28 protein-coding genes are annotated in these 25,036 nt (G+C 65.4%); 20 read left to right on the top strand and 8 right to left on the bottom strand.

Translation table 11 applies throughout. The annotated features are described in order from the left end of the window. Window positions 1–23: 23 nt before the first annotated feature. Entirely contained in the window at window positions 24–887 is an 864-nt protein-coding gene (gene mutM / locus EP237_RS07815) for a bifunctional DNA-formamidopyrimidine glycosylase/DNA-(apurinic or apyrimidinic site) lyase (RefSeq protein WP_127559829.1), read from the bottom strand. 103 nt (window positions 888–990) lie between these two features. On the opposite strand from mutM, the gene ubiE reads away from it, so the two are divergent. From ubiE to EP237_RS07790, 5 genes are all read left to right on the top strand, one after another. Next, a complete protein-coding gene (gene ubiE, locus EP237_RS07810; protein ID WP_127559827.1) occupies window positions 991–1,743 on the top strand; it encodes a bifunctional demethylmenaquinone methyltransferase/2-methoxy-6-polyprenyl-1,4-benzoquinol methylase UbiE in 753 nt (250 codons plus the stop codon). 1 nt (window position 1,744) lies between these two features. Continuing rightward, the gene (ubiB, locus tag EP237_RS07805) at window positions 1,745–3,277 is read left to right on the top strand and encodes a 2-polyprenylphenol 6-hydroxylase (protein WP_127559824.1); all 1,533 of its coding nucleotides are present in this window, start codon (window positions 1,745–1,747) and stop codon (window positions 3,275–3,277) included. Window positions 3,278–3,356: 79 nt separating this feature from the next. Then, window positions 3,357–4,610: a glycerate kinase type-2 family protein gene (locus EP237_RS07800; protein WP_127559822.1), complete on the top strand. Its 1,254-nt coding sequence runs from the start codon at window positions 3,357–3,359 to the stop codon at window positions 4,608–4,610. A gap of 98 nt (window positions 4,611–4,708) precedes the next feature. After that, window positions 4,709–6,109, top strand: coding sequence for a caspase family protein (locus tag EP237_RS07795; protein WP_164744656.1), 1,401 nt, complete (start codon window positions 4,709–4,711; stop codon window positions 6,107–6,109). A gap of 61 nt (window positions 6,110–6,170) precedes the next feature. Further along, window positions 6,171–7,514: a S1 family peptidase gene (locus EP237_RS07790; protein ID WP_164744655.1), complete on the top strand. Its 1,344-nt coding sequence runs from the start codon at window positions 6,171–6,173 to the stop codon at window positions 7,512–7,514. A gap of 39 nt (window positions 7,515–7,553) precedes the next feature. Here the strand turns inward: EP237_RS07790 and EP237_RS07785 are convergent, their stop codons facing one another. Continuing rightward, the gene (locus EP237_RS07785) at window positions 7,554–8,216 is read right to left on the bottom strand and encodes a flagellar hook capping FlgD N-terminal domain-containing protein (RefSeq protein WP_127559816.1); all 663 of its coding nucleotides are present in this window, start codon (window positions 8,214–8,216) and stop codon (window positions 7,554–7,556) included. Window positions 8,217–8,228: 12 nt separating this feature from the next. Then, a complete protein-coding gene (locus EP237_RS23090; RefSeq protein ID WP_164744654.1) occupies window positions 8,229–8,747 on the bottom strand; it encodes a flagellar hook-length control protein FliK in 519 nt (172 codons plus the stop codon). Window positions 8,748–10,697: 1,950 nt separating this feature from the next. Here EP237_RS23090 and EP237_RS07775 point away from each other — a divergent pair. The 6 genes from EP237_RS07775 to EP237_RS07750 all read left to right on the top strand — a co-directional run bounded on the left by EP237_RS07775 (window position 10,698) and on the right by EP237_RS07750 (window position 14,731). Continuing rightward, entirely contained in the window at window positions 10,698–10,985 is a 288-nt protein-coding gene (locus EP237_RS07775) for a rod-binding protein (RefSeq protein WP_127559812.1), read from the top strand. Continuing rightward, complete coding sequence (locus tag EP237_RS07770) at window positions 10,982–11,329, top strand: hypothetical protein (protein ID WP_127559810.1); 348 nt, start codon at window positions 10,982–10,984, stop codon at window positions 11,327–11,329. The genes EP237_RS07775 and EP237_RS07770 overlap by 4 nt, the downstream gene beginning before the upstream one ends. Window positions 11,330–11,545: 216 nt before the next feature. Next, window positions 11,546–13,081, top strand: a complete 1,536-nt coding sequence (locus tag EP237_RS07765) for a flagellin N-terminal helical domain-containing protein (protein WP_127559808.1) — start codon at window positions 11,546–11,548, stop codon at window positions 13,079–13,081. Between the two features lie 80 nt (window positions 13,082–13,161). Next, entirely contained in the window at window positions 13,162–13,536 is a 375-nt protein-coding gene (flaF, locus tag EP237_RS07760) for a flagellar biosynthesis regulator FlaF (RefSeq protein WP_127559806.1), read from the top strand. After that, the gene (flbT, locus tag EP237_RS07755) at window positions 13,533–13,937 is read left to right on the top strand and encodes a flagellar biosynthesis repressor FlbT (protein ID WP_127559804.1); all 405 of its coding nucleotides are present in this window, start codon (window positions 13,533–13,535) and stop codon (window positions 13,935–13,937) included. The genes flaF and flbT overlap by 4 nt, the downstream gene beginning before the upstream one ends. Next, window positions 13,934–14,731, top strand: coding sequence for a DUF1217 domain-containing protein (locus EP237_RS07750; protein WP_127559802.1), 798 nt, complete (start codon window positions 13,934–13,936; stop codon window positions 14,729–14,731). Before flbT ends, EP237_RS07750 begins: the two co-directional genes overlap by 4 nt. Here the strand turns inward: EP237_RS07750 and EP237_RS07745 are convergent. Then, window positions 14,716–16,041, bottom strand: a complete 1,326-nt coding sequence (locus EP237_RS07745) for a FliI/YscN family ATPase (protein WP_127559800.1) — start codon at window positions 16,039–16,041, stop codon at window positions 14,716–14,718. The two genes, EP237_RS07750 and EP237_RS07745, sit on opposite strands and share 16 nt — an antisense overlap. 96 nt (window positions 16,042–16,137) lie before the next feature. Between EP237_RS07745 and EP237_RS07740 the strand changes: the two genes are divergently transcribed. From EP237_RS07740 to EP237_RS07700, 9 genes are read left to right on the top strand one after another with little or no spacing between them, the layout of a single operon-like run. Continuing rightward, window positions 16,138–16,485, top strand: a complete 348-nt coding sequence (locus EP237_RS07740; protein ID WP_164744653.1) for a FlgB family protein — start codon at window positions 16,138–16,140, stop codon at window positions 16,483–16,485. 12 nt (window positions 16,486–16,497) lie between these two features. Next, window positions 16,498–16,887 carry a flagellar basal body rod protein FlgC gene (flgC, locus tag EP237_RS07735; protein ID WP_127559798.1) on the top strand — a complete coding sequence of 130 codons (390 nt, stop codon included), beginning with the start codon at window positions 16,498–16,500 and terminating at the stop codon, window positions 16,885–16,887. Window positions 16,888–16,899: 12 nt separating this feature from the next. Next, window positions 16,900–17,202, top strand: a complete 303-nt coding sequence (gene fliE / locus EP237_RS07730; protein WP_127559797.1) for a flagellar hook-basal body complex protein FliE — start codon at window positions 16,900–16,902, stop codon at window positions 17,200–17,202. Next, window positions 17,202–17,468, top strand: a complete 267-nt coding sequence (locus tag EP237_RS07725) for a flagellar biosynthetic protein FliQ (protein WP_420812511.1) — start codon at window positions 17,202–17,204, stop codon at window positions 17,466–17,468. The genes fliE and EP237_RS07725 overlap by 1 nt, the downstream gene beginning before the upstream one ends. Further along, complete coding sequence (locus EP237_RS07720) at window positions 17,468–18,193, top strand: flagellar hook-basal body complex protein (RefSeq protein WP_127559793.1); 726 nt, start codon at window positions 17,468–17,470, stop codon at window positions 18,191–18,193. Before EP237_RS07725 ends, EP237_RS07720 begins: the two co-directional genes overlap by 1 nt. 18 nt (window positions 18,194–18,211) lie before the next feature. Then, the gene (flgG, locus tag EP237_RS07715; RefSeq protein ID WP_127559791.1) at window positions 18,212–18,997 is read left to right on the top strand and encodes a flagellar basal-body rod protein FlgG; all 786 of its coding nucleotides are present in this window, start codon (window positions 18,212–18,214) and stop codon (window positions 18,995–18,997) included. A 1-nt stretch (window position 18,998) separates the two neighbouring features. Next, window positions 18,999–19,418: a flagellar basal body P-ring formation chaperone FlgA gene (gene flgA / locus EP237_RS07710; RefSeq protein ID WP_127559789.1), complete on the top strand. Its 420-nt coding sequence runs from the start codon at window positions 18,999–19,001 to the stop codon at window positions 19,416–19,418. A 16-nt stretch (window positions 19,419–19,434) separates the two neighbouring features. After that, a complete protein-coding gene (flgH, locus tag EP237_RS07705) occupies window positions 19,435–20,169 on the top strand; it encodes a flagellar basal body L-ring protein FlgH (protein WP_420812512.1) in 735 nt (244 codons plus the stop codon). Window positions 20,170–20,178: 9 nt separating this feature from the next. Then, window positions 20,179–20,715 (top strand): flagellar basal body-associated FliL family protein, encoded by a 537-nt coding sequence (locus EP237_RS07700; protein ID WP_127559785.1) that lies wholly within the window; start codon window positions 20,179–20,181, stop codon window positions 20,713–20,715. On the opposite strand, the gene EP237_RS07695 is transcribed toward EP237_RS07700, so the two are convergent. From EP237_RS07695 to flhA, 4 genes are read right to left on the bottom strand one after another with little or no spacing between them, the layout of a single operon-like run. Next, window positions 20,703–21,041: a hypothetical protein gene (locus EP237_RS07695; protein ID WP_127559783.1), complete on the bottom strand. Its 339-nt coding sequence runs from the start codon at window positions 21,039–21,041 to the stop codon at window positions 20,703–20,705. The genes EP237_RS07700 and EP237_RS07695 overlap by 13 nt on opposite strands. Beyond that, window positions 21,038–22,123 (bottom strand): flagellar type III secretion system protein FlhB, encoded by a 1,086-nt coding sequence (gene flhB, locus EP237_RS07690; RefSeq protein WP_127559781.1) that lies wholly within the window; start codon window positions 22,121–22,123, stop codon window positions 21,038–21,040. The genes EP237_RS07695 and flhB overlap by 4 nt, the downstream gene beginning before the upstream one ends. Further along, window positions 22,120–22,905 carry a flagellar biosynthetic protein FliR gene (locus EP237_RS07685; protein ID WP_127559779.1) on the bottom strand — a complete coding sequence of 262 codons (786 nt, stop codon included), beginning with the start codon at window positions 22,903–22,905 and terminating at the stop codon, window positions 22,120–22,122. The genes flhB and EP237_RS07685 overlap by 4 nt, the downstream gene beginning before the upstream one ends. Further along, on the bottom strand, window positions 22,902–24,980 hold the full coding sequence (gene flhA, locus EP237_RS07680; protein WP_127559777.1) for a flagellar biosynthesis protein FlhA: 2,079 nt from the start codon (window positions 24,978–24,980) through the stop codon (window positions 22,902–22,904). The genes EP237_RS07685 and flhA overlap by 4 nt, the downstream gene beginning before the upstream one ends. Window positions 24,981–25,036 lie beyond the last annotated feature (56 nt).

Genomic DNA, 25,036 nt, shown 5'->3' with positions numbered 1-25,036 from the left:
TCAGCCCCGTCGCGCGGTTCAAGCTATCTTTGACAGGTGGGGCAATAGAAGCTGGACCGCCCCGACTGCACGATCCGGCGGATGGTTGCCGAGCAGCCGGGGCTGGCACAGGGGGCGCCTTCGCGGCCATAGACCTGAAAATTGTGTTGAAAATAGCCCAGTTCGCCGTCGGTCTGCCGATGATCGCGCAAGGAGGAGCCGCCCGCCTCGATCGCCTCGGACAGCACGTCGCGGATGATCGGCACCAGGGCCTCGCAACGTTGCGTCGCGATGCCGCCTGCGGGTCGTTTGGGGGAAATGCGCGCCCGAAACAGCACTTCGCAGACGTAGATATTGCCCAGACCGGCCACGATTCGCTGATCCAGCAGGGCGGATTTGATCGGCATCTTGCGGTCTTTGAGGCGGCCCGCGAGATAGGGGCCGTCGAAGGCGTTGCCGAAGGGTTCGGGGCCAATCGCGGACAGCAGCGGGTGGGCGTCCTGCGTGGCGGTCGCCATCAGGTCCATCGCGCCGAAGCGGCGGGGGTCGTTGAAGGTGATCCGCGCGCCGCCTTCCATGTCGAGCACGACGTGATCGTGTTTCTCGGGCGCGGGGTGGTCATGGTGGAACTGGCCGGGCATGTCGCGGCCTTGCGCGCCGGAGACCAGCATCCGGCCCGACATGCCCAGGTGAATTAGCAGCGTTTCGCCCGTGGACAGATCGGCGAGGATGTATTTCGACCGTCGCCGCAGGCGCAGCACTGTTGCCCCGGTCAGCCGCGCGCCCATGTCGGGCGGGAAGGGCCAGCGCAGGTCCGGGCGGCGCACATCCGCTTTGACAATGCGTTGGCCCTCCATCACGGGGGCCAGCCCGCGACGGACTGTCTCGACTTCGGGCAGTTCGGGCATGGCGGGCCTTTCAATGGGGGGCGGCGCATTGTAACGCCACCGACAAGCCCTATAAGAAGGGAGAGTTTCTGGCGAGGGCAAGACCCCCGGAAAGGATGACAGGATGAGCGACGCAGACGGACGCACCACGCATTTCGGGTTCCAGACCGTGGCCGAGGACGAAAAGGCCGGCAAGGTCCATGGGGTCTTTACCAATGTCGCCTCCAAATACGATGTGATGAACGACGTGATGTCGGTCGGCATCCACCGGGTCTGGAAAGACGCGATGATGGATTGGCTGGCGCCGCGCGACGGGGTGAAGCTGCTGGATGTGGCGGGCGGCACCGGGGATATTGCGTTCCGGTTCCTGAAACGCGCGCCGGGGGCACATGCCACGGTTCTGGACATGACGGAATCGATGCTGATCGAGGGGCAGAAGCGGGCGGAAGCCGAGCAGATGGCCGAAAAGCTCGACTGGATCGTAGGCGATGCGATGGCGCTGCCCTTCGAGGATAACAGCTTTGACGTTTACACGATCAGCTTTGGCATTCGGAACGTGACGCGGATTGGCGACGCGTTGTCCGAGGCGTTTCGCGTGCTGAAACCCGGCGGGCGGTTGATGGTGCTGGAATTCAGCCAGTTGCCGAATGAGGGGATGCAGAAGCTCTATGACCTCTATTCGTTCAACGTGATCCCGAAGATGGGCAAGGTGATCGCCAACGATGCGGACAGCTATCAGTATCTTGTCGAAAGCATCCGCAAATTCCCCGATCAGGAGATGTTCGCCAGCATGATCCGCGAGGCCGGGTTCGACATGGTGAAGTATCGCAACCTGTCCATGGGCATCGCGGCGCTGCATTCGGGCTGGAAGATCTGAGATGCGGGGACCGCACAATATCTGGCGGCTGATCCGCACCGGCGCGACCTTTGAACGGACCGGCGCCATGGCCGAGGCGCTGGAGGCGATGGACGCGCCGCGCAGTGTGCGGTTGGGGCTGCGGATTCTGGCCTGGCCGTTCAAATGGCTGGGGCTGCGGGGCGACACCAGCCTGCCGCCGCTGGTCAGGGCGCTGACCGCGCTTGGCCCGGCCTATATCAAGTTCGGGCAGATCCTGTCGACGCGGCCCGACGTGGTGGGGCCGGAGCTGGCGACCGAGCTGCGGGTGCTGCAGGACAAGCTGCCGCCCTTCGACAGCGCCATTGCCAAGCGCACCATCGCGCATGAGCTGGAGATTTCGGTCGAAGAGCTGTTCACCGAGTTTTCCGAGCCGGTTGCCGCTGCGTCCATCGCGCAGGTTCACCGCGCGCGGCTGCGCGATACCGGGCAGGAGGTGGCGGTCAAGGTGCTACGCCCCGGTATTGAACGCGCCTTTCGCAAAGATATCGACGCCTTCTACCTGATGGCGAGCTGGATCGAGACCCTGTCGCCTGCCTCGCGCCGGTTGCGGCCTCAGGATGTGATCGAGCATTTCGAAGGCGTGGTGATGCGGGAACTGGACCTGCGCATCGAAAGCTCCGCCGCCGGGGAATTTGCCGCCCGCACCGAGGGCGACGAAGGGTTCACTGTGCCCGCCGTCAATTGGTTCCTGTGTTCGCGCCGGGTGATGATGCTGGATTGGGCCGAGGGCGTGTCCTTCAGCGATATCGAGGCCATCGACGCGGCGGGTCATGACCGGACGGTATTGGCCGAGCGGGTCTTGCAGATGTTCCTGCGCCACGCGCTGCGCGACGGGTTTTTCCACGCCGATATGCATCAGGGCAACCTGAAGGTCGCGCCCAATGGCGATATCGTGGCGCTGGATTTCGGAATCATGGGGCGGCTGGATGAATATACCCGCCGGGTCTATGCCGAGATTCTGATGGGGTTCATCCGCCGCGACTATCGCCGCGTGGCCGAGGTGCATTTCGAGGCGGGCTATGTCCCCGCCGACCGCGATATCGACGAGTTTGCGCAGGCGCTGCGGTCTGTGGGTGAGCCGATTTTCGGCATGGATGCCAGCCGGATTTCCATGGCGCGGCTTCTGTCGTATCTCTTTGAGGTGACAGAACAATTCGGCATGGAAACGCGCACCGAGCTGATCCTGTTGCAGCGCACGATGGTGGTGGTCGAGGGCGTCGCGCGGTCGCTGGACGAGAATATCAATATCTGGAGTACGGCGCGCCCGGTGGTGGAGCAATACATCACCGAAAACCTCGGCCCCAAGGCGATGGTGCGCGACCTTGTGCGCACGGCGATGGTGCTGTCCCGTTTCGGTCCGCGCCTGCCGCAGATGGCGCAGGATGCGCTGCTGTCCCATGCCAATACGCTGCCGCCGCCGCGCCGGTCGCGGGTGGCGGAGCGGCTGGCCTATCTGGTGGGCGGCGTGCTGCTGGCCTTCGCCTCGGTCGCGGTCTGGGAATTCTGGTTCTGAGACCTTCGCGGGTTACGGGATGGACAGGGGGACGGGGCTTTGGGAAGGTTCTGCCAACCTTTCCTCTTGAGTGATCCCCATGGCGCATGACGCGATCCGATCCGAACTGACCGAGCTTTTCCTGGCCGGTGTCGCCGCCGCCGACCCGGTGGGGGCCGTGGCGCAGGCATTGACAGCGCGCCCGGTCAAGGTGCCCGATGGCGGAACGCTGATCCTTCTGGCCGTGGGCAAGGCCGCGAACGGGATGATGGAGGCGGCGCGGTCTGCGGTGCCGGAAGGTGTGCCGACACGCTGCCTGATCGTGACGAATTACGAGAATCACCGCGATATCGCGGGCGTGGCCTGCTACGGGGCCGGGCATCCGGTGCCGGATGGCAACGGCGTGATCGCCGGGCTGGCGGTGGAGAAACTGCTGCGCGAGGCGGGCGCGCGGGACATGGTTCTGGCGCTGATCTCGGGCGGGGGGTCGGCCTTGCTGCCGGGGCCGGTCAAGGGCCTGACGCTGGCGGACAAGGCCGAGGTGAACCGGCTGCTGCTGGCCTCTGGCGCCGATATCGAGGAGACCAATATCGTCCGGCAGGCCCTGTCGCGGTTCAAGGGTGGCGGGCTGTTGCGACTGGCGGCCCATGCCCCAGTGCGCAGCCTGATCCTGTCGGATGTGGTGGGCGATGATCTGCGGGTAATTGCGAGTGGCCCGACGGTGGGACCGATTGCCGATCTGGCCACCGCGCGGGATGTCGCGCACCGGCTTGGCATTTGGGAGCAGATGCCGGGGGCTGCGCGCGAGGCGCTGGCGCGGGAGGCGGCGCGCGATCCGCTGCCCGACCCGGACGCGACGCTTGTCGGATCCAACGCGATCAGCGTCACGGCAATGGCAGCTGCGGCGGGGCGCCCTGTGCGTGTGGTCGAGGCCCCCCTGATCGGCTCGGTCACCAAGGCCGCTGCACAGGTGCTGGACCTTGCCGCGAGTACACCCTCCGGCACGGCGCTGCTCTTTGGTGGGGAAACCACGGTGATCCTGACTGGCAATGGGCGGGGCGGACGCAATCAGGAACTGGCGCTGCGCGTGGCGCTGCTGGCTGAGGAACGGGGCCTGCCCGGTGACTGGCTGTTCCTGTCGGGCGGCACGGACGGGCGAGACGGGCCGACCGACGCCGCGGGGGCCATCGTGGATTGTCAGAGCCTGTCGCGGATGCGGGCGGCGGGGGCCGATCCCCGCGCGCTGCTGGCCAACAGCGACAGCCACGCGGCGCTGGCTGCCTCGGCCGATTTGCTGATCACCGGCGCCACCGGCACCAATGTGGCCGACTTGCAGATCTTTCTGGCGATTTGAACCCTTTCGGCCAGTGACGCGACAAAAAAGAGTCGGCGGATCGGGAAATTCCGGTCATACTGCGCGGCATTAGGTTAGTGCTTTTAGGGAGATCGGACGTGGTGCGCCCCCGCGGCCTTCTGGCTCATAGTCTGCTGGTTGTTCTGACGGCTTTGATCGGGCTGGCCCTGCCCGGGCAGCTACGGGCGGAACGTGTGGCGCTGATCATCGGCAATTCCGAATACTCCTCCAGCCCGCTGATCAACCCCGTCAACGACGCCACCGACATGGCCGAGCGCCTGACCGAGATCGGCTTTCGCGTGCATGGCGACGGGCCATTGCTGGACCAGGACCTGCACGGGATGCAGGTGGCCATCCGCGACTTCACCCGCAGCCTGAACCCCGGCGATCTGGCGGTGTTCTACTTCGCGGGGCATGGGGTGGAATACAAGGGCACCAATTACCTGATCCCCACCGACGATGAAGAGATCGCCTTCGCCGAGGATGTGCCGGACTGGGCCTATCCCGCGCCGCGCCTGTTGGAACGGCTGGCCGCCACCGGGGCCACGGGGGTGATCATCCTTGATGCCTGTCGCAACAACCCGCTGCCCGAACGCGGCGGCGGGCGCGATCTGGGGATTGGCCTGTCGGCGATGGATACGCCTGCGGGCGCCTCTGCCTTCATCCTTTATGCCGCCGCGCCCGGTCAGACCTCCTCCGATGGCGAGGGGCGCAACGGGCTGTTCACCGGGGCGCTGTTGCAGGCGCTGGAACGGCCCACGCGGCGGATCGACGACATCATGTATGAGGTGTCCTTCGCGGTGCGCAACGCCACGCAGGGCCGTCAGGTGCCGTGGCTGGAATTTGCCTTTGCCGGAGAGATCCCGCCGCAATTCCAGATCGGCGACGGGCGCGCCGATACAAACGAGGTGCCGGTGCAGGTAGAAGAGGCCGGTCTGCCAAGTGCCGGCAAGCCCGGCCGAGGGATCGAGGAAGAGGGCGCCCCGCTTTATGGGGCGATAGACCTAGCCGCCGGTCCGCCGGAGACCGCCATGGCGCTGGATATGCTGGCGGGCGGGTACGAGGATGCCTCTCAGCTTGGCGGCAATTGTTATGGCTTCGTGGCCAGCAGCCCGGATTTCCAGCTGGACTGGCAAGAGGCGATTGGCCCGCTCAGGATCACGACGCTCAGCGATGAGGACACGGTGCTGGTGATGCGCCGCCCCGATGGCACCTGGCAGTGCCGGGGCACATCCTCGGATGGATCGGCGCCGGTGCTGGCCCTGTCAGACCTGAGCGCGGGTAGCTACCGCATCTGGGTCGGCACGGAACGCGAGCTGCCGATTGCCCCCGATGCCGAACTGATCGTCGAAGCGCTGTTGCCGGAGCCGGTGGCCATCGCGCCGGTCGTGCAGGATGACGCAGGTGCGGGCGTCGGGTTCATCGTCACCTCGCCCTCTGAAACGCCGCCCGCCGTCGCGCTGAACCCCGAGGCAACGATCGAGCGGGCAATAGAATGAGTTTTTCGCGGCCCGCATTGGAAATTGGGCCGGACAATCAGGGTAAGAAAGGATGAGCCATATGAGATCTTTGACCCTTGGTGCCGCCCTTCTGACGGTCGGTTTCTTCGCAGCCCCCGATGCCGCCGAGGCACAGGAATTCTGCTCGGGCGACCGGGTGATGGGCGGCTGTGCCGTGTCGATCAGCGATTTCCCATGGATGGTGTCGCTGAACCAGGCCAATGCGCGCAGCCGGTTTGACGGGCATTTCTGCGGGGGTACCGTGATTGCGGACAGGTGGGTGCTGACCGCGGCTCATTGCGTCGATACCGTCGCCCCCAACAATCCGAGCGGTCTGGAAATCTACGCCAATACCTCCAGCCTGCAGGGCGGGGGCACGGCCTTCGACGTGTCTCGTGTCTATCTGCATTCCGGGTATCAGGGGGTTGGCGTCAACGACATTGCCCTGCTGGAGCTTGCCCGCCCCACGGGCATCACCCCGGTGCGCCTGTCGGATGCGGCACTGGCGCCGGTGGTGGAACAGATCGGTGGCCAGACTGTTATCATCGGTTGGGGCCTGACGCCGCCACCGCATATCTCCCGCGGCCGTGGGCCCCTGACCCAGGCGGAACGGGCGACCTCTTCTCCGCCGTCGATGTGGGACACGTCGCAGGTTCTGCTCGGCGCGGCGGTGCCGATTGTGCATAACCAGCTGTGTTCGTCGAATGCCGGGGGCGGGGTGATCTGCGCCGGGTTCCAGGAGGCCGTGGCCGATGCCTGCCGGGGCGATAGCGGCGGACCGCTGCTGGCCTCTGACGCGCAGGGATATGTGCAGGTCGGTCTGGTGTCGGGCGGCAATTACTGCCACCAGGACGGCGACCATTTCGGCACCTATACCCGTGTGTCCGCCTTCAGCGACTGGATCGCAGCGACAATGGCGGGCGAAACCCCGCAGGTCGATCTGCGCCCGAGCGAGCCCAACTACAACCTGCCGCCGACCTTCGGCAACGTGACCCTGTCGAGCGGTTTCTCGCCTGATCCCTACCTTCAGCATCTGCTGGCCGGCGGGTTGCTGGAAGCCTCCAGCGCCGGGCAGGGCTGTGCCGGTCATGTGGCCGAAGCTCCCGATTTCCAGGTCTATTACCAGGGCGTTGGCGCGCCCTTGTCGTTCACGGTTGAGTCGCAAAGTGACACGAGCCTGTTGATCAACGGGCCTGACGGGCAGTGGTATTGCGACGACAACGGCGCAGGCGGCATCAACCCGAGCCTTGTCTGGGGCACCCCACCGCAGGGCCGCTACGACATCTATGTCGGCACGATCCAGACATATGACGAGGTGGGCTACCCCGAGGCGCAGCTGATCATCGGAGGCGGCGGTGGTTCCGGGTCCGGTGGCGGCACGGCCCCCGTGGATGATGGCAAGTGAGATAACTTCCGGGGCGGGCCTGTTGCATGGGCCCGCCCGTCAGATCGGATCGCGCACCGCCTGAACGAGCGATGCATTGACATGCACGCCGCCGGGCATCGACAGCCAGATATCGCCATTCACGATCTGCGCTTCCTCGATCCTCGCGTAGCCCTGCGCCGGTTGCGTGTCGATCGGTTCGTCATCGCGGAAATATTCCACGTGGAAGCCATAGACGCCGCTTGGCAGCGGCGCGCCATCGGTGGTCACACCCGCCCAGGCAAAGGCGGTTTCGGTGGCTGGGATCGCCACCCGCTGAAGCGTCTGCCCGTCGGCATCCGTCACCACGAGTTCCATCCGGTCGGCCAGCGCGTTGTCACTGGCATAGAGTGTCAGCGGCTGCCCCTCGAAGGCCATCGGCATCTCGGCGCGGGCGTCCATGCCGATCCAGCCCGCGATCTGGCCCATGCTGGACAGCGCCATGCTGTCTTGAAGGCTGCCAAGCAGTTCATTCGTGCGGACCTGTTGTTCGACGCCGGAGAAAGTGGCCAGCTGCGTGGCGAACTCGGTCGATTCCATCGGGTTCAGCGGATCCTGATTCTGCATCTGGGTGGTCAGCATCGTCAGGAAGGTCTGGAAGTCGGAATTGATCATGGTGCGATCTTCCGACGCCGCCGATGTGCTGGCGGTCTGGCTGGTCTGGGGTATGGCAGCGACGTCCATGTCTGTGCTCCGTTACAGGCGAATATCCAGGCCCGATTGCCGCGTTCGCGCTGATGCGATCTGCGACGGGTCCGGGCTGTGGGTCGGGTGACTCTGCGCGCCGTCTTCGCGCGCCATGATGGACTGGAGATCGGGCCTTTGCTGCTGGCCACTTGGATCGCGGCCCGAGAAGCTGAACCCGGCATGATCAAGCCCCTGACGCTGGAGTTCCTGCATCAGCGCGGCGCCGTTGCGGCGGAGCAGATCCAGCGTTTCGGGCAGATCGGCCTGAAGATGCAGGACCATGCCTTCGGTTCCCCGGCTGACAGACACGCGAATGGCCCCGAGTTCTGGCGGGTCGAGCGTCAGTTCCAGCGGGGCATCGCGATCGGTCATCATCGGCACGGAAGCGAGCCGTTGCGCAAGCTGCGTTGGCAGCGGATCGGGGCGCGGGATGGCTGCGGGTTCCGTCGGTCGGATATCCGCATGGGCAGATGCGGGCAATGGGAGGTCGGGGGCGCTGACCGGATCGGCCCCCCCTGTGGCGGCCATGTCCGGCATCGGTTGAAGCGGCGCGGGGGCGGTGACTCGTGGCCGGTTGAATTGTGGAACTGACGGGTCCGGTGCTGCGGTCGGGATCGGTTGCGGGGTTGGCGCCACAATGGGACGTGGTTGCGGGGGCTGTTGGGTCATTTCTGACGGGTCTGCATCGGGGTTTGGGGGCGTGGGAAAAGACCGGGGCGGCGCAGGGGGGTGCTGATCCCCGGAGGGCCGGTGCGTGGTCGGAACCCTGTCGACACGAGTCGGTTTGAGATGTGCGTCCGCCATCGGGGCCGGGGTGGGCCGCGCGGGCAGCTCCGCCGGAGCGAATGGTTCCGAAGGTGCGGTCCCGATTGAAGGATGGTCGCGCCGTGGTGTGAGGGCTGACTGTGCCGCTTGCCAGTGAAGTCTGTCTTGCGTCGCGATTATTTGCGTATCGGACGGAGGCAGGGAAGACCGACGCGCCGCCGGGACTTCGGGCAAGGGCCGAACCGGAGTAGCGGGATGCGAGACAGGGGTGACGGGATGCGTGACGGGGGCGGCAGGGGCCTGCATCTGACGCGGTGTTGGATCGACATTGGGACGGAAGACCGGCCCCTCTCTGACTTGGGTCTCCTCCCGTGTCGGGGGGCGGTGCTCTGGCGAGGGTCGCGGCGCGGCGTGCCTGTCTGGCGCGTATCCGTCGTCCTTGGTCGCAGTGGCTGAACCCGGAGTCGGATTGACCTGCTGCGAGGGCTTTGCGCCGTCCGATGAGGCATTCCGAGGCGTCAAGATCGGGGGTGACACCGGTGCGGCAATGTCCGCGGATGGTGTGAACGTCGGTCGGCTGGCGGCCGCGTCGCTGCCGCTGAGCAATTCAGGCCGTGCTGGATTGCCCTGTTTCGGCGTGGCAACCGGGGTGCCTGCGGAACGGGGTATGGGATGCGCGGGGAAGGAGTTCGTGGTGTCGGGGACGGGATCCTGGGCCGGAGGTGTCTTGCCGTCACCGGGCTGCGACACGGCATTCAGCGGTAAAACGGGGGTCTGGGCTGCTTGCGACGGCGCACGCAGGACGGGGACAACACGGCCCTCGGCAATGCGGCTATCCATGTTGCTCAGGCGATGTATGGCGCCTTCATCGTGTGGCAAAGGAGGCAAAGCTGCATCTGGCTTGGGCACCGGGGTGTTTCGAGAAAGCGTTAGGGATGGTGCCCGGCGGCTATCGTCGGGAGTCGGCGCGACGGTCTGCATGTCGGGTGGGGCAGGTTCGGGGGCCAAGCCGTGGAATGGCCCGCGCGGCACTGGCACATCCTGTTTCGTGTCAAAGGCGATTGCGCGCGTACCGGTCTGATCGCTTACGGTTTGTTCAGGCGCAGAATGGGGCGAGAGAGCCGCCGGAACGGACGTGTCCCGGATAGCCGAAAGCGGTGCCTCGCCTGACTGTGGAGGACCGGTCAGAGCGAGTGCAACTGTCTCAGCCCACAAGGCAGAGGGTGTCGGAAGCCCCGGCGGGAGTGGTGCGTGCAGTTGAAGGGACGGCGCGGCTTCGGGGGTGTCGCCGGGTGGTTCGGGCACCAGCGTTTGGAGGGCAACAAGCTGACCTGCCGCTTCACGATCCGATGAATCGCCAGCCAAGTCATGATCGGTCATCACGACCGGTGCAGGTGGCATCGCTGCGTCAGGTGGCGTGGCATCCTCTGTCCAGACCGTTTGCCACGGACCCAGACCTGGACCGGGCAGCCCGGATACGGGAAGTTCCTTATCGCGCCATTGAAATTCCGCCGCAAATTCCACCCCGGTCAGATTGCCGGACGGCCCGCCACCGCGCGAGGCAGCGGGGGGTGCAAGCGGCTGCACGATCTGCGCTATCGAATCCATCGAACCTTCCAGATTTCTTCCGGGTCGATCCGCAGTTTCCGCGCCAGAGCTTACCAATTCTTTACTCCGGCGCGCGATAGTCGCCCCGAATTCGGAGAATTGGAAATGTCTGACCTCGCCCTTTCGCCCGTGACCCAAAGCCCCCTGACGCCCCGCCGTGAGGCAGAGCTGCGCGGGGCCGCGCAGGAACTGGAGGCGGCGTTTCTGTCCGAAATGCTGCGCCATGGCGGGCTCGGCACCCCCCGCGATAGTTTCGGTGGCGGACATGGGGAGGATCAGTTCGCTTCGCTCCTTAGGACAGAACAGGCCCGCGCGATGGCGGCGGGGGGGGGAATCGGTTTGGCCGAATCGTTGTTCAATGCGCTGGCCGCGCGTGAAGGACCGGCCCGATGATCTGGCGGTCAGGCGATACTCTGGCCGCTGCTGACCGGGCGCTGTCCGGGGTCGAGACGCTCTTGCGCAGCCGGCGATTCACCGATCTGCCCGCAGCCATGATTGCACTGGAACGGGCGATGCAGGCACTTCAAGGCGGCGGCATCGACAGATCCGCCGCCGCCCGGCTGGCCGATATGCGCAGGCGCGCGGGACAGGTGAGCACGCTTTTGCGCGCGGTCATGGCAGGGATGCGGGATGCGCGTACCAGCCTGTCCGGCCCATCGGGTTTTTCCAGCTATGACGCCCAGGGGCGCAGCGGCCATATCGGGCAGGCGCAGACCCGGTTCGAACGCCGCCGATGACCTGCCGAATTTCACTAAAAACCAGCGGAAAAGCCTTGTGATCTTAGGAGCTTGTTAGAGCTTTCGGGCAATGGTTCCCCTGCACCGTACTGGGTGGCGTGTCGGGCCGCGAAAGCCCGCCGCAGGCGTCAGAAGGACGTTTTGGGCTGATCTGCGAAGGCAGGTCTGAAACGGGCGCGGAATCCAGGCGCCGATCTAACTGAGGAAGGACAAAATATGTCCAGCATTCTGACGAACACCAGCGCCATGGTCGCGCTGCAAACCCTGAAATCCGTCAATACGAACCTGAACAAGACGCAGGAGGAAATCTCGACCGGCAAATCCGTGGCCACCGCCAAGGACAATTCCGCAGTCTGGGCCATTTCCAAGGTGATGGAATCGGATGTGAAGGGCTTCAAGGGTATCTCGGAAAGCCTGTCTCTGGGCGAATCCACCGTCGCCGTGGCGCGCAACGCATCGGAAACCGTGACCGACCTGCTGACCGAGATCAAAGGCAAGATCGTCGCCGCGCAGGAAGAAAACGTCGACCGCGCCAAGATCCAGACCGATATCAGCGCCCTGCGCGACCAGATCACCTCGGTCGTCAGTGCGGCACAGTTCAACGGGTTGAACCTGGTGCAGGGCACCGATGACGTAAACATCCTGTCCTCGCTCGACCGGGCGGAAAACGGGTCGGTCACGGCCAGCAACATCACCGTGGCCCGGCAGGATCTGACCACAACCGCAGGCACTTATGGCAGCGGTGCCTCGCTTGCCACCAACATCACCGCCGGGGCCGCGTCGATCGACAGCACCGGGGCGGCGAACTCCGTCGCGCTGACTTATGCCAACACGTCGGGCGCCGATTCGTTGGAACTGACGATCAACGGATCGACCATCACCGTGGCCTTCGACACCGATGCGGCCACGATGATCGACAATGCCGAGGGCCAGATCAACGCGCTTGGCCTGACCGGGATCAGCGCGTCGTCCAATGGCTCTGGCGTTCTGACGCTGTCCAACACCAATTCCTTCGACGAGTTCACCGTCGGATGGAATTCGGGCGGCACAGACACCATTGCCATGGCCAATGCCGGCACCGGAGACAGCGCCGTTGCGGCGACCGGGTCTGACAGCACCACGCTGACCTACCGGGCCGAGGAAGTGGCCCTGTCGACCAGCGCCACGGTGAACGAGGGCGACAGCTATCGCATTTCGGTCAATGGCAATGACTATGACTACGTCGCTGGCAAGGGTGAAACCATGGAGGATGTCGCGCGTGGCCTGAAGACGGCCGTGGATGCGGGCGGCGAAACCGGGGTGACCACCCAGGTGACCGGCAACTCCACCGATGGCTGGAAGGTTCTTGTCGACTATGACGGTTCCGACGCGACCGCAGGGGCGACCATGGCGCTGGCGGATAACGGCCAGGCGGGCGGCACGGCCTCTGGCGGTCTCTTCGGGCTCGACAATATCGACGTGACCACGGATGGCGGGGCCGATTCCGCGCTGGCTAACGTGGAAACGCTGATCCAGAATTCGATTGATGCGGCAGCCAGCTTCGGCTCGGCCCAGGGCCGGATCGAGACCCAGTCGAATTTCATCGACAGCCTGGTGGATTCGCTGAAGGCCGGGATCGGCACGCTGGTCGATGCCAATATGGAAGAGGCCTCGGCCAAGCTGCAGGCGCTGCAGGTGCAGCAGCAGCTGGCGACGCAATCGCTGTCCATCGCCAACCAGGCACCGCAGTCGATCCTGTCGCTGTTCCGTTAACACCGGACCGGGCCGGGGGGAACGCTCCGGCCCACCCGTCACCAGACCCCCTGACCTGACATTCCGGAAGGAACATCACCGTGACGTCATCCTATCTGGCGCAAAGCGCCTACAACCCGGTCCGATCCGCCGTGAAAACCGAGCGCGGGACCGAACATGCCGCCTTCGAACGGGTCACTGCGCAGCTGTCGCGTGCCAACCGCGCAGATGCCAGCGTTGCGCTCAAGGCCAGCGCGCTGCACGACAATCGCCGTCTCTGGACACTTATGGCCTCCAATGTGGCCGATTCCGCAAATGCCCTGCCGCAGGCGCTGCGGGCGCAGATCTTCTATCTTGCGGAATTCACCCTTCAGCACAGCCGCAAGGCCCTGTCCGGGGACGCGTCCCTCACGCCTCTCATCGACATAAACACCGCCGTGATGCGCGGTTTGCGGGGGGAGGCGCAGGCAGCATGAGCGGACTTGTTCTCAAACTGTCCCCCAAGGAGCGTGTGCTGATCAACGGCGCCGTCATCGAGAACGGCGATCGCCGGTCGCGCCTGTCCATTGTCACGCCGAACGCCAATATCCTGCGCCTGCGCGACGCCATCCACCCAGAGGAGGTCACGACCCCGGTGCGCCGGGTCTGCTATATCGCGCAGCTTGTGCTCTCGGGCGATGCCGAGGAAGGCGAGGCACGGATGCAGATCCTGCGCGGGATCGAACAGCTGAGCCAGGTCTTCACCGACCCGGACAGTCGGTCGCAACTGGGCATGGCCACCGATCAGATCGTGGCGGGCAACGCCTATCAGGCGCTGAAGGCCCTGCGCGCCTTGCTGCCGCGTGAAGAGCGGCTGATGGCGGCGCGCCCGCAATGAGCTTCATCCCCGTCATACCGATGGGGGGATACGCCGGCTGGCGTTTCCTGAACCGTACCATGGATCAGCAAAGCGCCAGCCTGGCCGCCAGCCCGTCTCTGCAGCGTGATATGGTGTATTTCCGGGAGAGCATCGGAAGCGTGACCAGCGCCGAAGCATTGGTAAAGGACTACCGGCTGTTGCGCGTGTCGCTGACCGCCTTCGGGCTGCAGGACGATCTGCCCAACAAGTATTTCATCCAGCGCATTCTTGACGATGGCGTGGTCGAGGACGACGCGCTGTCGAACCGGCTCGCTGACAAGCGCTATCGCGAGTTCTCCGAGGCGTTCGGGTTCGGCACCGGCCTGCCGCCGCTATCGCGGTTGCCGGGCTTTGCCGACAGGATCCTTGACCGGTTTCAGGCCCAGAGTTTCGAGCAGGCCGTGGGCGAGGTGGATGGCGACATGCGCCTCGCCCTTAACGCGGCGCGCGAGCTGCCCGAACTGGCGGCGGAGGGGGGCAAGAGCTCCACGCTCTGGTTCCGGATCATGGGGAACACGCCGCTGCGAGAGGTCTTCGAGACAGCGTTTGGACTGCCGTCTTCGGTTGGCACGCTCGATCTCGACCGTCAGCTTGGCATTTTTCAGGAACGGGCAGAGGACATGCTGGGATCGTCAGAGATCAGCCAGTTCACCGATCCAGACCGGATGGACGAGCTGATGCGGCAGTTCCTGGCGCGGTCCCAACTGTCTCAGCTGCCCGCAACGACCACCTCGGCCTCCATCGCCCTGGTCCTGCTTCAGGGTGCGGGCTGATCCTTCGGCTCTGCGGTATCCAACAGCTCGGCCAAGCGGGCAAACGCATCCGTTGCGCCGGTGCTCTCGCTGGCAAGGAACCCGTCCAGCCCGGGCCAGACCGAAATCGCCGCGTCAATGGCCGGATCCGACCCCGCCGAATAAAGACCAGCCTGCAACATCAGCTCGGCCCGGTCATGGACGCCCAAGTGACGGCGGGCGGTGGCGATCAGGCGGTTTTCCTCCGCGCTGGCAGCGCGTGGCAGGCTGCGAGAGACGGAGCGCAAAAGGTCCACCGCCGGGAAGCGCCCGCGCTCGGCGATTTCACGATCCAGCACGACATGACCATCCAGCACGCCGCGCAGCGTATCGGCCACCGGTTCCTCCATGTCCGACCCCGCGACCAGCACCGACAGAACGCCCGTGATGTCGCCCTGGCCCGGCCCGCCTGGCCCCGCCCGTTCGCACAGGGACATGACCGCCTGAGCCATGGACGCGGGATAGCCGTTCAGCGTGGCCGGTTCGCCAGAGGCGACGGCGACTTCCCTGTGTGCTTGTGCAAACCGGGTCACGGAATCGGCCAGCAACAGGACATGTGCCCCCTGATCGCGGAAGAACTCCGCCACCGCCATCGTCGTCCAGGCTGCGCGCTGGCGGACCAGCGCCGACCGGTCCGAGGTGGCGGCAATGACGACGGATCGCGTCAGCCCTTCGGGGCCAAGCGTGTCCTCCACGAAATCGCGCACCTCGCGCCCGCGCTCGCCGATCAGGCCGATCACGATCACATCCGCCGCAACCCCGCGCGCGAGGCGGGACAGGAGCGTCGACTTCCCCACTCCGCTGCCCGCGAACAGCCCGATCCGCTGGCCTTGCACGATCGGCAGAAGCGTGTCGAAAACCGCAAGCCCCGTGGGCAAGCGCCCACCCATGGCCCGCCGCGTCGTGGCGGCGGGAGGATGCGCCCGCAAGGCGCGCGGTGCGGGGCCGGGGAAAAGCGGGCGGCCATCCAGCGGCGCCCCGTCCGGGTCGATCACCCGCCCGATCCAATGTGCCCCCGGCGCAACCGTGACCGGCCCCAGATGGCGCACCGGGTCACCAAGGCGCAACCCATCGAGCCGCCCTTCCGGCAACGCCTGGCACCGGCCCTCGACCATGCGCACGATCTCGGCCCTCAGGCCACCGGCAAGCTCCACCGCATCGCCCAAAGCGGCGACGCGATTGAGCCCGTCGATCCAGATGGCATCCGCCTGAAGCTCACTGATGCGGCCCATGCTGTGCACGGGCGTCATCTGCTCGATCCGGGACAGGAGCGGGGTCAGGAATGTGGTCATGGTCCGGGGCCTTCCTTTGAGAAACGAGGCGGCACTTACGGTTTCTAAAGGAATCATCGTTAAGCCTTGGTGTAGCCAATCGAGGGAGAAGCCCCGATGTTCGAGAATTTGGAAATCTTTGGCCTGGCCCAGGCCCGCGCCCGACACGCCGCCGCCCGGCAGACGCAGGTGGCGATGAATGTCGCCAATGCCGATACACCGGGCTACCGCGCCCGCGATGTCGTCGCGTTCGAGGAGGTCTTCCGCACCGCCGGTGCCGGACAGGACCCCACCCGCCTTCCCATCCGCACCGTGGATGCGGGCGGCCCCGAATCCCCCAATGGAAACACCGTCTCGCTGGAACTGGAGATGGTCCGCGCCGTCGACGCGCAGCGCGACCACAGCCGCGCGCTGAACGTCTATCGCTCGGCGATGAATGTGCTGCGCACCAGCCTCGGCCGATAAGGAGCGCATGAGATGAGCTTTTCCACCGCCCTGTCCATCGCTGCAAGCGGCATGCGCAGCCAGGCCAGCCGCATCACCCATGTCTCAGAAAACATCGCCAATGCGGACACGCCCGGATATCGGCGCAAGCTGATCAGTTTCGAGCCGGACCGCGCACCGGACGCCACGCCGGGCAGCGTCACCACGGGCCGGGTGCGGCTGGATCAGACGCCGCTGCCGCAGGTCTATGACCCAGCGCACCCGCTGGCTGATGAGACCGGGCATTATGCCGGGTCCAACGTGGATATGGTCGTTGAAATCGCTGACGCGCGACAGGCGCAGCGCAGTTACGAGGCCAATCTGCGGGTCTTCGATCAGGTCCGGCAGATGTCGTCATCGCTCAGCGATCTGTTGCGCCGGTAAGGAGGGCACGGGATGGATATCAGAACCTCACTCGCCGCGCAGGGATACGGACAGGCGCGCAACGTCGCCCGACCGACCCCGCAGAATGACGGTGATCAGACCGGCGCGGCAGACGTGTTTTCGCAAGCTGTGCGCAGCTTTACCCAGACCGTCCAGCAGGGCGAGGATACCGCCCGCGCGGCCCTGACCACCGGGGCCGATCCGCATGCATTGGTGACGGCCCTGGCCCAGACAGAACTGGCCGTGGAAACCGCCGTGACCGTCCGCGACAAGGTGGTCGAGGCCTACCAGGAAATCCTGAGGATGCCGGTCTGATGGATGAGTTGATTTTCTTCGACACGCTCCGGCAGGGGCTTTGGGTGGCGGTTGCGATCTCGATGCCGATCCTGACTGTCGCGCTCGTTGCGGGCCTAATCGTGGGCCTCTTCCAGGCGCTGACCTCAATCCAGGAAATGACGCTCACCTTCGTGCCGAAACTGGCGGCGATCCTCGCGGTCTTCTGGGTGTCGATGAGCTTCATGACCCAGACGCTGACGACCTATTTCACCGACCGGTTGATCCCGCTGATGGAGGGCATGTGATGGACAGTGCCATGGTGGCCGCCCTGACCCGGCAATCGGGTCTGATGCGAGAGATGCAGGTGGTGGCCAATAACATCGCCAATATCTCCACCTCCGGGTTCCGGGCCGAGGGCGTTGTCTTCGCGGAACATGTGGCCCGGCTGGAAGGTATCTCGGGGGGCGGGCTATCGATGGCCAATGCCTCGGGCCGGAATATTCGCCTGATGCAGGGTGATATCGAGCCCACGGGCGGTCCGTACGACTTTGCCATCGAGGGCGAGGGGTTCTTCCTGCTGCAATCGGCAGAGGGCGAAAGCTTGACCCGCGCCGGTCATTTCACTCCGAACGATGCTGGCGAGCTGGTGAATGCCGATGGTCACCTGCTGCTCGATGCGGGCGGCGCGCCCATCTTCATCCCGCCCGACGCGCGTAACGTGGTGCTGGCCCGTGACGGCACGCTCTCTGCCGATGGCCGCCCGATCACGCAGCTTGGGCTGTGGCAGCCGGGTGACCCCAATGATCTGCACCATCTCGACGGGGTGCGTTTTCGCACGGAAGGCCCGGTTCAGCCGATGTTGGAGGCCACGATCCTGCAAGGCTTCGTCGAAAGCTCCAATGTCGATCCCGTGTCCCAGATCGCCCGCATGATCGAGGTGCAGCGCGCCTACGAGATGGGGCAGGGCTTCCTAGAGAAAGAGGACGAACGGATCCGCAATTTCCTGCGCACTGCCGGTGCCCAGGTCTAACCAGAAGGAGGCCCGCCCATGCGCGCCCTGATGATCGCCGCCACGGGCATGAGCGCCCAACAGATGCGGGTCGAGGTAATCTCCAACAACCTCGCGAACATGAACACCACCGGCTACAACGCGCGCCGGGCCGATTTTGCCGACCTGCATTACCAGCAGCAGATGCGCGCCGGAACGATTTCGGCGGCGGACGGGTCTATTGTGCCCGCGGGGGTGCAGCTCGGCCTTGGGGTGCGGCCCGCCGCTGTGTCGGTGACGCTGTCGCAGGGCAGTCTCAGCCAGACCGGCGGCGATCTGGATATTGCTATCGAGGGCGAAGGGTTTCTGGAGGTCGAACTGCCCTCGGGCCAGTCCGCCTATACCCGCGATGGCAGTCTCAACCGCACCGGCGACGGGCAGATCGTGACGGCGGAGGGCTTTACTGTCGCGCCGGGCATCACCATCCCCGACGACGCGCGCAGCATCTCGATCAACGCGCAGGGCGAGGTCTATGCCTATTTCGCCGACCGGGTGGAGCCGGAGCTTCTGGGCCAGTTCAACCTGGTGGATTTCTCCAATGCCCGCGGGCTGGAGGCCATGGGCGCGAACCTGTTCCTGGAAACCGCCGCCTCAGGTGCGCCCATCGTGGGCCAGCCGGGGGAGGACGGGTTGGGAACATTGCGGCAGGGCTATCTGGAGGACAGCTCCGTCGATGCGGTACGCGAGATCACCGACCTGATCGAGGCGCAGCGCGGCTATGAGCTCAACGCCAAGGTCATCACCGCCGCCGACCAGATGCTCGGCGCAACGACCCAAATCCGCTGATATGCGGTGGCTGGCGCTGATCCTGTTGCTTGCTGGTCCCGCCGGGGCCGATACGGTCGTGGCCGCTGGCACCATCCGGTCGATGTCGCTGATCGGCCCGGCCGATGTGGTGCTGGTCGAGGGCGACACGCCCGGTGCTTTGTCCGATCTGGTTGACGCCATCGGCATGGAAGCGCGGGTAAATCTCTACCCCGGCCGTCCGATCCGCGCCATCGACCTGCAGCCGCCTGCCGTCGTTAACCGCAATGAAATCATCACCCTGCAATACAACCAGGGTGGCCTGCTGATCGTCACCGAAGGCCGCGCCATGGACCGGGCGGGGGTCGGGGAACGTCTGCGGGTGCTCAACCTTGCCTCGCGCACCACCGTCACGGCCACTGTGGTCTCCGTGGGTCTGGCCGAGGTCTCCTCGGGTTTTTGAAGGAATGAACATGACGCTGCCCCGCCTGATCCTGATGGTTTCCGTCCTTGCCCCCATTGCCCTGATCGGTTGCGGTCGCATGGCCGAAGTGGGGCGCCGGCCCGATTTTCAGCCAACGACCGATGGCAACCAGTATTACGCCATGAGCACCGAGCCCTTACCCGCGATGCTGGAAGAGGCTGGACCGGTGCGTGGGGCATCGCTCTGGTCCGGCGGGCGGCAGTCGCTGCTTGGCGACCGGCGGGCCGGTCAGCGCGGCGATATCCTGACCGTGGTGATCGAGATCGACGAAAGTGCCGAGATTTCCAACGCCACCAACCGGTCCCGCAGCGGGTCTGAACAGATGGGGGTGCCGCAGCTTTTCGGCATTCCGCAGCGCATCGACGGGGACTTGCCCGACGGGGCCTCCATGGCCAATGCGGTCGAGTTGAGCTCTGGCGGGCAATCCGCCGGTCAGGGCAGCGTGCGCCGGAACGAGGCGCTGGCCCTGCGCATCGCTGCGACCGTGGTGGAGGTGCTGCCCAATGGCGTGCTGCGCATCGAAGGCGCGCAGGAGGTGCGGGTGAATTTCGAACTGCGGGAGCTGCTGGTGACCGGCTATGTCCGACCCGCCGATATCTCTCGCCAGAATGAAATCACCTATGACCGCATCGCCAATGCCCGGATCTCCTATGGCGGGCGCGGGCAGATCACCGATGTGCAGCAGCCGCGTTATGGCCAGCAGATCGCTGATATCGTTCTGCCGTTCTGAGGCTTTGCCATGATCCGCTTCCTGCTTCCCGTCATCCTGTTGCTCGCTGGCCTCGGCGGCGGCGTCGTCGCTGGCAAGATGATGTCCGGTGGCGGGGAGGAAACGGCCGCTGACAGTCCTGCAGAGGATGACGGACATGGCGGAGACGAGGGGCACGGCGCGGAAGAGGATGACGGTCATGGATTCTCCGACGGGCATGGGGAGGAGGCCGACCCGAACAGTCCCTATGAATATGTGCGGCTCAACAACCAGTTCGTGGTGCCCCTGATCCGTCATGGCAGCGTGCGGTCGCTGGTGGTTCTGACCCTGACAATCGAGGTCGAAAGCGGCGAGAACGAGCTTGTCTATGACCGCGAACCGCGCCTGCGGGACGCGCTGCTACGGGTCATGTTCTCCCATGCCAATGTGGGCGGCTTCGATGGCAGTTTCACGGCGGTGGAATCCATGGCCCCGCTCCGCGAAGGGCTGCGAGAGGCCGCGAGGCAGGTTCTGGGCGCGGTCGCCCACGACGTGCTGATCATGGATATCGTCCGTCAGGACGCCTGAGATTTCAGCTTCTCCAACACCTGTCTCCGCCCTTCCTCATACCGGGCGCGATCCAGCTTGACCTCCAGCTCGGCCCTGACCCGCGCCTCTTGCCCTCGCAGATCCCGCAACGCGCCATCGCAGTGACGCAGCCACGCGGCATGCGCGCGGGCGGTGGCCGGGTCGGGTGTTTCGGCGGCCATGGCGCGACGGTCATTCTGGAGATGACGGATATCCAAAGCCAACCCATCCGCAGCAGCCCGCGCATTCGCGGCCTCGCCCTTGGCAAGCGTCGCCTTCAGCTCGGCAATCTGGGCGAGCCTGTCGAGCTTGCTGCCCCGGCTCATCTTCGCGCCCGCGTCAGGCTGCGCATCCGGTCGGCAAAGCGGATCGCGGCGGCAACGGCACGGTAGTGATCAGGGGCGATGCCCTGGCCGATTTCCAGCGTGGCAAAAAGTGCCCGTGCCGTCGGCGGGTCGCTATAGACCGGAACGCCGTGCTCGGCGGCGATCTCGCGGATGCGGGCGGCGACGTCGTCCACGCCCTTGGCCACGCAAATCGGCACCTCGCCCGCGTCCCGGTCCCATTTCAGGGCCACGGCGTAGTGGGTCGGGTTCACAACGATCACATCGGCGGCGGGCACGTCCTTCAGCATCTTGTTCATGGCGATCTGTGTGCCCCGTTCGCGCCGTTGCTGTTTCACATGCGGGTCGCCCTCGCGGGTCTTGGTCTCATCCACCAGCTCCTGCCGGCTCATCCGGTGTTTCTTGTGATGGGCCGCGACCTGCCACATGTAATCGGCCAGCGCGATCACCAGGGCCAGTCCGAATGCCGCCATCAGGAAATCCATCATCAGCTGCCCAAGCTCGGACAGGATTTGCCCGCTGTCTGCGAATAGCGCCGCCAGAATCCGGTCGCGCCGCGACCACAGGACCCAGGCCAGCAGCCCGGAATAAATGGTCAGCTTGGCGGCAGCCTTGGCGAATTCGAACAGCCCGTTCGCGCCGAACTTGTTTTTTGCGTTCGACAGGATCGAGATGCGCGACAGCTTGGGCTGCAGCCGCGAGGGCGTGAACAGAATGGCCCGCTGCGCGAACAGCGACAGGATCAGGAGTGCACCTGGCAGAATGATAACCGCCGCGACCGGTGGGGCGACCGAGAACAGGATGCCGCCCGCGGCCGCCTGACCCTCGGCGGTCAGTAAGGCCTGGGCCATCTCGGGCGACTGATCGAGCAGCACCGCCAGAGATTGCCCCACCTGTGCCCCAAGCGACGGGCCGAGCAGCGCGAGCGCCAGTAGGAACCCGCCATAGACCACGGCTGTGTTGAGATCGGAGGACCGCACGATTTCGCCCTTCCTGCGGGCCTCCTCCAGCCGCGCGGGTGTCGGGTCATATGGTTTGTCGTCGGGGCTGGTCGTATCGCTCATGGCAGCGGCCCCATGGGACTGGCCAGCACGGCCTGCATGGCACGCATCCAGACGGGCAGCAGAAACGGCGTGGTCAGCAGCAACAATACCAGCCCGCCGAGGGTGATCGCAGGGGCACCGACAAAGGCCACCATCAGCTGCGGCATCGCCTTGTTGATGACCCCGAGCGCGAGGTTGTAGAGCACGGAGGCAATCAGAAACGGCGCGGCCAGCGAAAAGGCCAGTGCGAAGGCGTGGCCCACACGGTCCACCCCCCAGGCACCGACATCGCGGGCCAGCGGCATCCGGCCTGCGGGCAATACATCATAGCTTTCCATCAGCATCCGGGCGACCAGCACATGCAGCCCCGACATGACGGCAAGGGTCAGCCCGGCGAGTAGAAGGAACCCTGCGATGGCCGGTTGCGGTTCCGGCGTGGCCCCGCCCGCGATCTGCGACAGGGACGTGGCTTGTGCGGCCATCGACCCCGCGATCTGCAAGACCATGGCGACGAGGCGCACCGCCAACCCAAGCAAAAGCCCCGCAATGGTTTCTGTCATGACGTAGCCTGCGAAATCCTGCGCCTGCGCCTGCGCCCCGGCGGGCACCAGATCGACGGCCAGTGCCGGGGTCAGCAGCACCGTCATCGCCAGCGCCGCGCCAAGACGGATGCGCATGGGGATGTAATGTTCCCCAATGGCGGGCAGGACCAGAAAGGCCGCGCCAACCCTGAGGAAGACCACCCCCCCTGCCAGCAACCAGGCCTGGGTGATGCCGAGGATCTGGGCCAGCAGCTCTGTCATGGGGCGGCGACGCCGACAAGGGCGGGTTTGGCCTCCAGCCCGATTTCCTCGAAGGACAGGACCGGGTTAAGGATGCCCCGCGACAGCAGCACCGTGCGCAGAAACCGGCGGCGAAGCGACGACGCGACGACGGCGGGGTAGGTGCCCTTTTCCCCCGCCGCCGCGATCTTGTCGCCGACGGCCTTGGCCAGTGAATTGAACAGGTCGGGGGTGAGGGCGATCTCGGGCAGGCCGCCGTCGGATTTCACCTCGTGACGGGCGAAGATGTCTTCCCACTGCCCGGCCAGCTGCACCAGCGGCAGGGTGCCGTCATCGCGTTTCAGCTCTGCGATCAGCTGGAACCCGAGCCGCTGGCGGACATGTTCGCAGATCAGGTCGGGCTGCGGTGTGGCGGGGCGAATCTCGGCGATGGCCTCCAGGATCAGCGGCAGGTTGCGGATCGAGACCTGTTCGGCCAGCAACAGCCGCAGAACCGCATGCAGCACATCCATCGGCACCTTGTCGGGGACAAGCTCGTTCAGCAGTCGGCGGTTGGCCTCTGACCTGGTGGGGTCCGACAGTTCGACGAAGGCATCGAGATGGCGTTGCAGGGCCTTGAAGCTGAGCAGGCGGGAAAGGTTTTTCTTCAGCGTTTCCAGCAGATGGGTGGCCAGAACCTCACCGGGGGCCACGACGGTTGCGCCTTGAAGGGTCGCCGCCTCGCGGTCGCGCGGGGAAATCCAGCGCGCGGGCGCGCCGTAGACCGGTTCGGCCACGTCCTGACCGGCGGGCAGGTCGCTTTCGTCGCCCGCTTTCAGCAGCAGAAGCGCCTCCATCTCCAGCCTTGCGCGGGCGTGTTCCACGCCGTGAATGCGGATCGAATAGGTGCCCGGTGGCAGGTCGTCGCGGTCGGTCAGACGGATTTCCGGCAGGATCAGGCCAAAGCCACGGGCGATGTGTTCGCGCATCGACAAGATGCGGGCATCCAGCCCGGTGGCGGGGTCAAGCGCCATGGACACCAGGTCTGGGGCGAATTGGACGTGGATTTCATCGAGCTCCAGCAGATCTCCGATCCGGTCGACAGCGGCGGCGGTTTCGGCTGTGTCTGGCAGGGCCCTTGCCTCGGCCTCGACCCGCATCGCGCGCGCGCGGAAGACAGCCGCTGTTGCCAGCGCAATCGCCCCCATGACGAAGGGCAGGAACGGCAGGCCCGGAACGATGGCGAATACCGCCATGAGCCCGGCCACCGTCGCCAAGGCCGTGGGGTGGCGGCCAAGCTGGGTCAGAAGGGCCACATCGGTGGCCCCCGTGGTCCCGCCACGGGCCAGCAGCAGGGCCGAGGCGATGGCGATGATCACGGCGGGGATCTGCGACACCAGCCCGTCCCCCACGGTCAGGATGGAGTAGGTTTCAAAGGCCTGACTGAGCGGCATTCCATGAATCGCGACGCCAAAGACCAGCCCCATGCACAGGTTCAGAAGGGTGATGAGCAGCCCGGCAATCGCGTCGCCCTTGACGAATTTCGAGGCCCCGTCGAGCGAGCCGAAGAACGTCGTCTCGGCCTGTTCCCTTTCGCGCCGCGCCTTGGCTTCGGCATGGTCGATCGCACCCGCCGACATGTCGCTGTCGATGGCCAGCTGGCGGCCCGGCATCCCGTCCAGCGCAAAGCGCGCGCCGACCTCTGCCATGCGGGCCGCACCCTTGTTGATGACGATGAAATTGACGATGAGCAGCACGCCGAACACCACCAGCCCCATGACCACATTGCCGCCCATCACGAAATTGGCGAAGCCTTCGATCACCTCGCCCGCCGCGCCGGTGCCGGTATGGCCGTTGCCGATGATCAGCTTGGTGGACGAGACGTTGAGCGACAGGCGCAGCATCAGGGATGCAAGCAGCACCGTCGGGAAGGCCGAAAAGTCGAGCGGGCGTTCGATGAACAACGTCGTGGTGAAGATCAGGATGGCCAGTCCGAATGACATGGCGAGGCCAATATCCAGCACCCAGGAGGGCACCGGCAGGATCATCATGACGATGATCGCCATCAAAGCGAAGGCGAACAGGATCGTCGGCTGAAACAGGTCTCGAATGCTCATCTCTTGGCCTTTCTGGCCGGATCGGACCCGGATGGATCGCGGTCATCTTGGCTCCC

This window comes from Nioella ostreopsis, from assembly GCF_004000255.1.
Lineage (GTDB): Bacteria > Pseudomonadota > Alphaproteobacteria > Rhodobacterales > Rhodobacteraceae > Nioella > Nioella ostreopsis.
This window is presented reverse-complemented; position numbering and strand designations above follow the sequence as displayed.